Genomic DNA, 10030 nt, shown 5'->3' on the forward strand with positions numbered 1-10030 from the left:
CGTTTTTGCTAATGTTAATAGAGTGTTATTTGCTATTTTGCGATTTTTAATTAATTAACAAAAAAACATGAAATCAAATTACCTCAAGCTTTTGATGTTTAGTCTTACTGTTTCTATCAGTTTAGTTTCTTTTTCTCAAACGGAAGATCAAAAACAAAGAATTACTTCTAAATATAACACCTCTTTATTAAATCAACTTTCAATCGATTTTGGTGAGGTATTTACCTCCCAAAAACAATCGGTTTTAGACCAAGCTAAACGAAGAAATTTAGAGATTTCTCTTACGCTAAAAGATGGAAGCTATGCAGAACTCCAAAGATTTGATGAAAAAGGGACTCCTATTTATTATCAGACTTATAATGTAGATGCTTCTCGTTCAACGAGGACAAATCATTTAAATATTAACGGCTCAACCGGCTTTAACTTAGATGGGCAAGATATGACGGCTCATGTTTGGGATGGTGGTCATGCTAGAGTGACCCACCAAGAATACCAAACCTCAGGGAACAGTAGAGTTACAATAATGGATGTAGCTTCAGAGGGTTTAGATCTAAATTTTCATGCTGCCCATGTCACTGGGACTATCATGGCTTCTGGTGTGGTTCCAAATGCAAAGGGAATGGCTCCGCAGGGCAAAGTTGAGGGTTATAAATGGAACAACGATAAAAGTGAAGCTACTGCCGCTGCTGCTCAGGGTATGCTGGTTTCTAATCACTCCTATGGATTTAGACCAGACAATTTACCAGACTATTATTTTGGGGGGTACATTGGGGAATCCAGAAATTGGGATATAATTCATTATAATGCACCTTATTATTTGATGGTTGTTGCTGCTGGAAACGATGGTACTAGCTCATGGAATGGATCTCCATTGGATCCCAGTAATCCTAGCTACGATAAATTAACTGGACATTCTACAGCGAAAAACAATTTGGTCGTTGCAAGTGCAAATGATGCAAATGTCACCGATGAGGGAGAATTGATTTCAGTTTCTATAAGCTCTTTTAGTAGTCAAGGTCCTACAGATGACCTTAGAATAAAACCAGATATCACGGGCAATGGTAGTGGTGTTTTTTCGACTTATGCTTCTGGAGATACAGCCTATAACACTATTTCAGGGACCTCTATGGCTTCTCCAAATGTTACGGGAAGTGCATTATTGCTACAACAACATGCTAATCATCTTTTCGGTAACTATATGAGATCTGCCACACTTAAAGGTCTAATCCTTCACACTGCTGATGATGCTGGTTTGGAGGGTCCTGATGCAATATTTGGCTGGGGGTTAATGAATTCTAAAAGAGCTGCTGAAAGTTTGAGTCAAAAAGATAATGGTGTAATCATCAATGATTTGTCTCTACTCCCTGGTCAAACGTATACCTTAGAAGTGGAAAGTAATGATGTGGACGCACTTTTAGCTTCTATTTCTTGGACAGATCCTGCTGGTGAAGAAACAACAGAAGTCAATTCTGATGAAGCGCGATTGGTAAACGATCTTGATATATCCTTAGAACAAACTGGAACCGAGTATCTTCCTTGGAGATTAACCGGCGTCAACACCAATGAAAAGGGGAACAATACAAGAGATCCATTTGAAAGAGTGGATATTGAAAATGCAACAGGAACGTATACAATTACAGTTACTCATAAAGGAAACTTAACCAATGGGCAACAAAATTTCACCTTGATTGTAACGGGCTTAAATTCTGAACCTATAGTTTGTGAAGCTGTGCCTCCATCTGGAATTACCGTAGGTGGCATAGATTCAGAATCTGCCTCTTTATTATGGGATAATGCTCCAGGCGGCGAGTTTGATTTCAGATACAGAGAAGAAGGCACCACAGATTGGATAGAAAGTAGTTTACAAACCAATTCCATTAATTTGGAGGGTCTTACAGAATTAACGACGTATGAAGTTCAAATTCGTACTCAGTGTTTAACTGAAAATACCACATCGGACTATTCTGAAATTATAACATTCACAACTGAAGAATTTGTTTTAGAGTATTGTAATTCTGCAGGCGAGACAACGACCGATGAGCACATTGCCAGAGTAAGATTACATACTTTAGATAACGAATCTGGAGCTGGATCAGGTTATACAGATTTTACAAATTTTTCCACAGACCTTATAGTAGCAGAATCGTATACAATTACAGTTAATCCCGATTGGTCGGGAACAATCTTTGGCGAAGGAATTAATGTTTGGATAGATTTTAATCTGAATGGAGATTTTACGGATGATGGAGAATTAGTTTTATCAAGTGCGCCTTCAACAAGTCCAGAGGTGAGTTCAACTTTTACAGTCCCTGAAGGGTCCATAGAAGGAGAAAACTTAAGAATGCGAGTTTCTATGAAATATAATGGTTTACCATCATCTTGCGAATCTTTCGTATGGGGAGAGGTTGAAGATTACTCAGTAATTCTGTTACCTGCTGGAACTTGTAATGTACTTGTACCAGAGGGCGAAGCAGAGCAAGATTTCTGCTCCGTTCCATTATTAGACGAATTAGAAGTAGATGCAGCAACTGTTGTTTGGTATACACAAGAAAGTAATGGAACTGCTCTAGCAGCAGACTACCTAATTTCTAGCGGAGAAACACTTTATGCTGCTAGCTTAGAAGGTGAATGTGAAAGCCAAGACCGTCTTTCCGTAACTGTCACTTTTGGTGATAATGAAGCGCCCGTTCCAACTCAGGCAGTTTTAGAAGATGTTGTCGCTCAATGTGAAGTAGTGGAGCTTGTTGCGCCAACCTCAGAAGACAATTGCGATGCAGCTGAAATTCAGGGCACAATGAGTCTAGAATTTCCTATTTTAGAAAGTACTATGGTGACATGGGAATTTGAAGACAGTACTGGTAATATAAGTATTCAAACTCAAGATATCATTATTGAGGATACTCAAAATCCAGAAATACTATTGAAAGAGAATATTGTTTTAGAATTAGATGAGGACGGTAATGCAACACTTAGCCTAGAGGATGTAGATGGGGGTTCAATCGATAATTGTGGTATTGCAACTCAGGAGTTAAGTCAAGTTGATTTCAACTGTGATGATTACGATCCTGAAAATGAAGTGGTAGACGTGACCTATACAGTAATTGATACTAATGCTAATCAAACTCAAGTAACAGTTAGTATTACATTGTTAGATCCTACCTCAGCCTGTACATTAAGTTCAAATGTATTTGAGACTCTCAAAGTAGCACTATACCCAAATCCTGCTCAACAGACCTTGTTTCTAGAGCTTGGAAATACGCCATTAACCATTGATAAAGTGACTGTTTTTGATATTCAAGGAAAACTTCTTATATCTTTAATACCTAATGGTTTAAATACGGCGATTGATGTATCGTCTTTATCCGCAGGTAATTATTTCTTAAGGATGTCTTCAGGAAAAGACACGATGACCAAAAGATTTATTAAGGAATAAAACTATATAATTTAATTAGTGATAACCCCTGCATCTAATGATGTGGGGGTTTTGTTTTATAGGAAATAAATTTAACTTAAATGGATTATGCCAAATTAAACCTATGCTGTCGCCATAAATAGTCTCTTTTTCTCCTGTTTTTTATCAAAAATAATGACTATAATTAAGGTTTTATATATTTTTTAACTTCAATCAATCAACCTGTGTTGAGCCACGTTGGAGTATAATTCAATTTATTTATACGACATTATAAATTTAGTTTGGTATTAAACTAAGTTTGTAAAAAAACTACCTTTGCACCATAATTGAAATATATGACCATTCAAGAGCGGATTGAAAATTCAAAGACTGTCATTTTTAAAGCTGTTTTTCCAAACACTACAAATCATTACGATACCCTATTTGGAGGAACTGCCATGCAATCCATGGACGAGACCGCCTTTATAACAGCCACTAGGTTTAGTAGACAACGTATGGTGACTGTAAGTAGTGATAAAATTGATTTTAAAAAACCAATACCAGCTGGAACAATAATAGAACTAGTAGGACTTGTCACTTATGTTGGCAATACAAGCCTGAAAGTTAGGGTAGATATTTTTGTAGAAGAGATGTATACAGAATTTAGAGAAAAAGCTGTGACTGGAGAATTCACCTTTGTGGCTATAGATGAAGACAAAAATCCTGTCAAAGTTATTTAGAAGGTTTTTTTGATTTTATTTCCGTTAAAAATTAGCGCTTCACACTACTTAGCTCAGGCTTTATCTTAAAATTAATGTAAAATCCAGAGATTTAGAACAGCTGAAGGGCGGAAGTTAACTTACATTATTTACTTTTATATAATCGTTAGGAGTGCCGAAAGGCTGAGAGTATATCCTAGAACCTGAACTGAGTAATATCAGCGTAGGAAAACGAAACAAAAATTGAAAAAAAATCAATAAACCGTTTCGTGTATACACATGAAGCGGTTTTTTTAATTTTATACAAAAATGAAATCATTACAAGGCATTTATGCCGTTACAGACGAAGTATTAACTCCAAAATCTACCATTGTAAAACAGGTAGAAGAAGCCTTGGAGGCAGGAGCAAAAGTCATACAACTTAGAGATAAGTCCTCTACAGACCAAGAACTAGAACCTATTGCTAAATCTCTACAAGATTTGTGTGCTCAAAAAAATGCGACTTTTTTTATAAATGACAGAGTGCAATTAGCCAAAAAAATAGGTGCTGATGGCGTTCATGTCGGTTTTAGAGACCAGACCGTCAAAGAAACTCGAGAAGAAGTTGGAGAAAAAATGCTTATTGGAGTGTCCTGCTATGGCGATATAGAACGCGCAAAACAAGCGGTAGCTGATGGAGCCGATTATGTGGCATTTGGGGCTATTTATCCCTCCAAAACTAAGCCTAAAGCCGATGTGGTTAGCAAAGACGTTATTTCCAAAGCTAAAGCAGAACTCAACGTCCCGATTTGTGTTATAGGGGGAATCAATCGTAAAAACATCAATGAAATTGTTGATTTTCAACCGGATTTATATGCTTTGGTAAGTGACATTTTTGAATCTGAAAGTATAAGACAAACGGTCACAGAATTAAACAAACTCATCTCAAAATCAGAATAAAATGAAACTAGCCATCGAATGGTTCTTAAACCCGGACCACCTGCCAATAATCGTTGCCGAAGAAAAGGGGTTTTTGAAAAAAAATGGAATCAGCGATTTTGAATTGATAGTACCAACAGACCACTATGACGGTCTTCAAGATCTCATTGAAGGAAATATAGAATTCGCGACTAACGAACCTTTGCATTTAATTGAGCAATACCATATAGAATTTCTTTCTCTTGGAACTTATTTTGAAACCAAAGGTGGTGTTATCATGAAAACAACTTCTTTTGAGGCCTTAAAGAAAGGTGAGAAAATCCAAGTTGCCACTCCAGTTTCCAATGATAAAACCAATGGCATTGGCCTCGAAATTATAAAGCGTTATGCTGCTAAAAAAGGCGTAAACATCAAGCCTTCACAGGTTGAATTTGTTGCTAAGGATTTCTACCTTATCAAACACATAAAAGAAGGTGCAGATGCAGGATGGCTGTATTTTTACAATTTTGAAGGTATTGAAGCTCAGTATGAAAATATGGATGTCATCCATATGGACGCGGATTCGGCTGGGTTTGCTAACTTTTGTGCTTTAGATCTTTTCACCTCAAAATCATATTATCAAAAAAATAAAGAAAAAGTAAATGCATTCGTAGAAGCTATCCAAGAGGCTATTCAATTTATTGAAACAAGCCCAGAGGAAGCTTATGATATTTACTATGCGTATACAAAAGAAGAATCAACTCCCTTGATGGACGATATTTTGAAAGCGACAACCAAATGTTTTAGCAAAAACTTTGAATCTTTATCGGAAAAAGAACTTCCTATTTTGAAGTTCTTTAATGAGATCGGCATTACAGATTTAAGTGAAGATAAATTCAAAAAAGCATTTTTAAATTAAAATTTATGTTAGAAAAACAAATTTACAGTCAATTATCCAATTTAAGATCCAAAACTCCACTTGTAGAGGCCATTACCAATTATGTGACTATAAACGATTGTGCTAATATATTGTTGAGCATTGGTGCATCGCCAGCCATGTGCGAATCTGCAGATGAAGCTTATGATTTTACAAAGCTTGCCAACGCTGTTTACCTAAATATAGGAACCTTAACCAAAGAGCAAGAGCTAGCTATGCTACAAGCTGTTAAAGCAGCAGATGAGCTGAACATACCCTTGGTTTTGGATCCAGTAGGTTGTGCAGCTATCCCAAGACGAATTGATTTTATAAATAAGTTGAGATCTTTTGGTAAGGTAGATATTATTAAAGGCAATCTTGGCGAGATCAAATCTTTAGCAGGCGTAAAAACTCAAGTGCGTGGAGTGGATTCCTTAGATAAGGGTGAGGATGGCGTAGAAGTTTGTCAACAACTAGCTAAAGATTGGAAATGTATTGTTGCAGCTTCAGGCAAAATCGATATTATAACTGATGGAGAAACAACGGCACTTGTTCATAATGGCGATGACATGTTAACTAAAGTCACAGGGGCTGGGTGTATGCTTGGGGCTCTTACTGCTGGTTTTTGCGGAGCCAATAAGGAAAATTTATTAGTCTCATGTATAGCGAGTTTCTTAAGCATGGGAATAGCTGGTGAACATGCTGCCCAGCAAAACAGAGGGGGTTACCCTGGGAGTTTTAGAGTATTTCTTATCGATGAAATATATAATCTCAATGACACCATTTTGAGAGATAAATCCAAGATTGAATTTGTTTAAATTGGTATAATACCATGCGATTAGTCAACTATCAAAAATAAATAAATTATGAACTATAAATGGTTTTCGAAAACAACGGATTTAGTACATCCATTAATGAACCAAATTAAAAATCATGCGTTCATTAAAGAGTTAAGTGAAGGAACTTTAAGTGCTGAACAATTTCATTTTTATATGCACCAAGACGCTTTTTATCTATCTATTTACGGGAAGGTATTAGGCAATATTGCTACCCAATTAAAAGATCCTGATCATTCGTTGGATTATATGAGTTTTGCGAATGGAACTATTGAAGTTGAAAAAGATTTGCACAAAGAATTTATAAGTCAATTGAAAGGATTTAAGGCACCAGAGAAATCTCCAACTTGTAGCTTGTATACTGGTTTTCTTACTGAAGTTTATCAGTACGATTCTATAGAGGTGAGCTTATCTGCTGTTTTGCCTTGTTTCTGGATTTATAAAGAAGTCGGAGATTATTTGCTGTCAATTGCCAACACAAATAATAATCCTTACCAAAAGTGGATGGATACCTATGGCGGTGAGGATTTTTCAAAGTCTGTTGATCGCGCTATTGAAATTACAGAGTATTATGCTGAAAATACCACGTCTAAAGTAAGAGGCGAAATGACACAAGCTTTTCTGAAGACTGCACAACTGGAATGGATGTTTTGGGATAGTGCTTATCGCAAGGAAAAATGGCCAGTTTGAGTTAAAAAACCATCAATAATAAATGACTAAAAATGAAAACTTACCCAAAGCTTTTAATCATAGCAGGAAGTGACTCTGGAGGTGGTGCAGGCATACAAGCTGATATCAAGTCGGCTGGAGCTTGCGGAGCTTATTCTGCCACAGTAATTACTGCTATTACAGCCCAGAATACCCTTGGTGTAAACGCCATTGAAGGCGTTTCTCCTCAGATGATAGCCAACCAATTTACAGCGGTGATGGACGATATTGGAGCAGACGCCGTAAAAATAGGGATGCTTCATTCTAAAGAGGTTATCGAAGAAGTTGCAAAACATCTTCAACATTATAAACCAAAACATATCGTTATAGATCCTGTTATGGTAGCTACGTCTGGAGATCGTTTGCTTCAGGAAGATGCCATACAGGCCTTGATGCATCAAATAATACCCCAGGCAGAAGTGATGACTCCAAATGTTCCCGAAATGGAGCTTCTACTAGGTGAAACTATTAAAGATTCTACGGAGTTTTCAGAGTATGCAAAAGCTCTGGCCGAAAAGTTTAAGGTCTCTGTTTTACTTAAAGCCGGACACCTAAAAGGTGATAAATCTGTCGATATTTTGTTCAATGTAAAAACAAAACAGATAACAAAATTGAGCTCCCCAAGAATTACAACCAAAAATACACATGGTACAGGGTGTAGTCTATCCTCTGCATTGGCAAGTTATTTGGCTCAAGGTTTTAGTTTAGAAGACGCTTCTCAAAAAGCAAAAACATTTATTTACCAGGCTATCGAAGCGGGTGGTGATTATAAATTAGGGAAAGGCTCAGGTCCAATTCATCATTTTTATAAGTTGGGAGACTAATTTTTTAATTTTGAGTTAACTTTTTATTTTTATCAATATATGTGGTAACGCGTTGTTCTAAAATAGGAAGGGTGACAACTCCTTGCTCAAGAATAACTTCATGAAACTCACGGATATCAAAGCCACTGCCAAGTATTTTTTCAGCTTTCGCTCGTAATTCACGAATTTTGATCTCACCAATCTTATAAGAAACGGCTTGTCCAGGCCATGAAATATAGCGATCTACTTCGGTATTTATATTGTGTAACGAAAGGGCTGTCTCTTTGGTGAAATAGTTTACAGCTTGCTCTCGAGTCCATCCCATGGCATGAATGCCCGTGTCTATAACTAAACGACAAGCACGCCATTGCTCGTAAGTCAATTTTCCAAATCGCTCATAGGCGGTGGTATAAATCCCCATTTCTTCAGCAAGAAACTCAGAGTACAATCCCCAGCCTTCTCCATAGGCGGATAAGTACATGTTTTTTCTAAAATCAGGGATGCTATCGCCAAGCTCTGCATTAAGGGCGTTTTGTAAATGATGTCCAGGGACTGCTTCGTGAGCAGTTAAGGACGGTAAGACATATAAAGGTCGGTTGGGTAAGTTGTAAGTGTTGACCCAATAATACCCCGGCTGAGTGTCATTAGAAGCGCCGATATAGCGGCCTGTGGTATATTTAGGAGCAATGGCATCGGGGACTTTAGAGACACCATAGGGTTTTCTAGGTAAAGTCTTGAAATAGGCTGGGAGCTTGGCATCGATACGTTTGGCTATATCACGGGCTTCTTTTAAAAGATCTTCTCCAGTTTTAGCATAAAACTGCTCATCGGTTCTAAGGAATTGGATGAACTCTTCAAAGCTCCCCTCAAAACCTAGGTTAGTTATGATAGCTTTCATTTCTGAATGGATTCTCGCCACCTCATCCAAACCAATTTGATGAATGTCTTCAGCGGTTAGATCCAAGGTTGTATAGTAATTTAACCGATTTTGATAGTAGGCTTTGCCTTGAGGTCCTTCTGAGACCCCTAAAGTGGTTTTAGTAGTGGGGAAATAGTCCGTTTCAAAAAAGCTCTTAATACGTCTAAATTGTGGAATGACATTGGCCTTTATGGCTGTTCTTGCTGCTTGAATCACAGAGTCTTTTTGAGATTCTGATAGAGTAGAGGGCAAGTTATGAAAAGGTTCGAAAAAATAACTGTCTTCAGGTTCATTGACGATTTGAGAGTCGTAAGTCGACTCATAGCCTTCAAAAATCACTCGGGGTTGGGTGATGCCTTTTTTTAAGCCTTGTCTCAGAAGTTTAAAATGTTGGTCGACATATGTAGGAATAGCGTTGAGTTTGTTGAGGTAAACTTTCACTTGCTCATAAGTGTTTAGGTCTCTCACTTCATAAGATAGACTAAGATGGAAACCAGAATCGGACAGTAGTGGATTTAAGTAGGCTTCAAACTCATAGAAGTCCACTGTTTCCTTAAGCTTAAACTTTAGCATTTCTAATGAAATCTGTTCAGTTTCTGAAAGTTGACTGTTATCCATTTCAGCTAAATCGGTAAGGAGTTGACTGGCAAAATCAGCTTCTTGTTGGTAGTAAGCTTTTGAGTATAAACCCAAGGGATAAGTCTTTTGGTCATAACCTTTATGGTCTTGATAGGTATGAACGATGGAATCTAATTGCCGATTAGGGGTCTGACTTTTAACTGAATTCAGCACTAAAAGGTAGACTATAGAACATATAATGTATTTCATGGATGTTTATTTT

At 37.2% G+C, this 10030-nt stretch carries 8 protein-coding genes and 1 riboswitch; of the genes, 7 read left to right on the plus strand and 1 reads right to left on the minus strand.

The window, feature by feature from the left end; genetic code table 11:
• The first annotated feature begins 67 nt into the window (after window positions 1-67).
• From CXF67_RS10655 to thiD, 7 genes are all read left to right on the plus strand, one after another.
• Window positions 68-3433 carry a S8 family serine peptidase gene (locus tag CXF67_RS10655; protein WP_102088725.1) on the plus strand — a complete coding sequence of 1122 codons (3366 nt, stop codon included), beginning with the start codon at window positions 68-70 and terminating at the stop codon, window positions 3431-3433.
• A gap of 314 nt (window positions 3434-3747) precedes the next feature.
• Window positions 3748-4131, plus strand: coding sequence for an acyl-CoA thioesterase (locus CXF67_RS10660; RefSeq protein WP_015025380.1), 384 nt, complete (start codon window positions 3748-3750; stop codon window positions 4129-4131).
• A 137-nt stretch (window positions 4132-4268) separates the two neighbouring features.
• Window positions 4269-4357, plus strand: a riboswitch (TPP riboswitch).
• A gap of 62 nt (window positions 4358-4419) precedes the next feature.
• Window positions 4420-5049, plus strand: coding sequence for a thiamine phosphate synthase (gene thiE / locus CXF67_RS10665; protein ID WP_102088726.1), 630 nt, complete (start codon window positions 4420-4422; stop codon window positions 5047-5049).
• A gap of 1 nt (window position 5050) precedes the next feature.
• The gene (locus CXF67_RS10670; RefSeq protein WP_102088727.1) at window positions 5051-5926 is read left to right on the plus strand and encodes an ABC transporter substrate-binding protein; all 876 of its coding nucleotides are present in this window, start codon (window positions 5051-5053) and stop codon (window positions 5924-5926) included.
• Window positions 5927-5931: 5 nt separating this feature from the next.
• Window positions 5932-6741: a hydroxyethylthiazole kinase gene (thiM, locus tag CXF67_RS10675; protein WP_102088728.1), complete on the plus strand. Its 810-nt coding sequence runs from the start codon at window positions 5932-5934 to the stop codon at window positions 6739-6741.
• A gap of 48 nt (window positions 6742-6789) precedes the next feature.
• A complete protein-coding gene (locus CXF67_RS10680) occupies window positions 6790-7449 on the plus strand; it encodes a TenA family protein (RefSeq protein ID WP_102088729.1) in 660 nt (219 codons plus the stop codon).
• Window positions 7450-7481: 32 nt separating this feature from the next.
• A complete protein-coding gene (thiD, locus tag CXF67_RS10685; RefSeq protein ID WP_102088730.1) occupies window positions 7482-8291 on the plus strand; it encodes a bifunctional hydroxymethylpyrimidine kinase/phosphomethylpyrimidine kinase in 810 nt (269 codons plus the stop codon).
• 4 nt (window positions 8292-8295) lie between these two features.
• Here thiD and CXF67_RS10690 read toward each other — a convergent pair whose 3' ends face one another.
• The gene (locus CXF67_RS10690) at window positions 8296-10017 is read right to left on the minus strand and encodes a DUF885 domain-containing protein (protein WP_102088731.1); all 1722 of its coding nucleotides are present in this window, start codon (window positions 10015-10017) and stop codon (window positions 8296-8298) included.
• Between the last annotated feature and the right edge of the window lie 13 nt (window positions 10018-10030).

Origin of the sequence: Psychroflexus sp. MES1-P1E (assembly GCF_002836055.1) — a bacterium.
In the GTDB taxonomy this organism is placed as follows: Bacteria; Bacteroidota; Bacteroidia; order Flavobacteriales; family Flavobacteriaceae; genus Psychroflexus.

What these genes read in the sequence shown, in the direction of transcription:
- CXF67_RS10655 (WP_102088725.1), top strand. Translation starts at nt 68, where the DNA reads ATGAAATCAAATTACCTCAAGCTTTTGATGTTTAGTCTTACTGTTTCT.
- CXF67_RS10660 (WP_015025380.1), top strand. Translation starts at nt 3,748, where the DNA reads ATGACCATTCAAGAGCGGATTGAAAATTCAAAGACTGTCATTTTTAAA.
- thiE (WP_102088726.1), top strand. Translation starts at nt 4,420, where the DNA reads ATGAAATCATTACAAGGCATTTATGCCGTTACAGACGAAGTATTAACT.
- CXF67_RS10670 (WP_102088727.1), top strand. Translation starts at nt 5,051, where the DNA reads ATGAAACTAGCCATCGAATGGTTCTTAAACCCGGACCACCTGCCAATA.
- thiM (WP_102088728.1), top strand. Translation starts at nt 5,932, where the DNA reads ATGTTAGAAAAACAAATTTACAGTCAATTATCCAATTTAAGATCCAAA.
- CXF67_RS10680 (WP_102088729.1), top strand. Translation starts at nt 6,790, where the DNA reads ATGAACTATAAATGGTTTTCGAAAACAACGGATTTAGTACATCCATTA.
- thiD (WP_102088730.1), top strand. Translation starts at nt 7,482, where the DNA reads ATGAAAACTTACCCAAAGCTTTTAATCATAGCAGGAAGTGACTCTGGA.
- CXF67_RS10690 (WP_102088731.1), bottom strand. Translation starts at nt 10,017, where the DNA reads ATGAAATACATTATATGTTCTATAGTCTACCTTTTAGTGCTGAATTCA.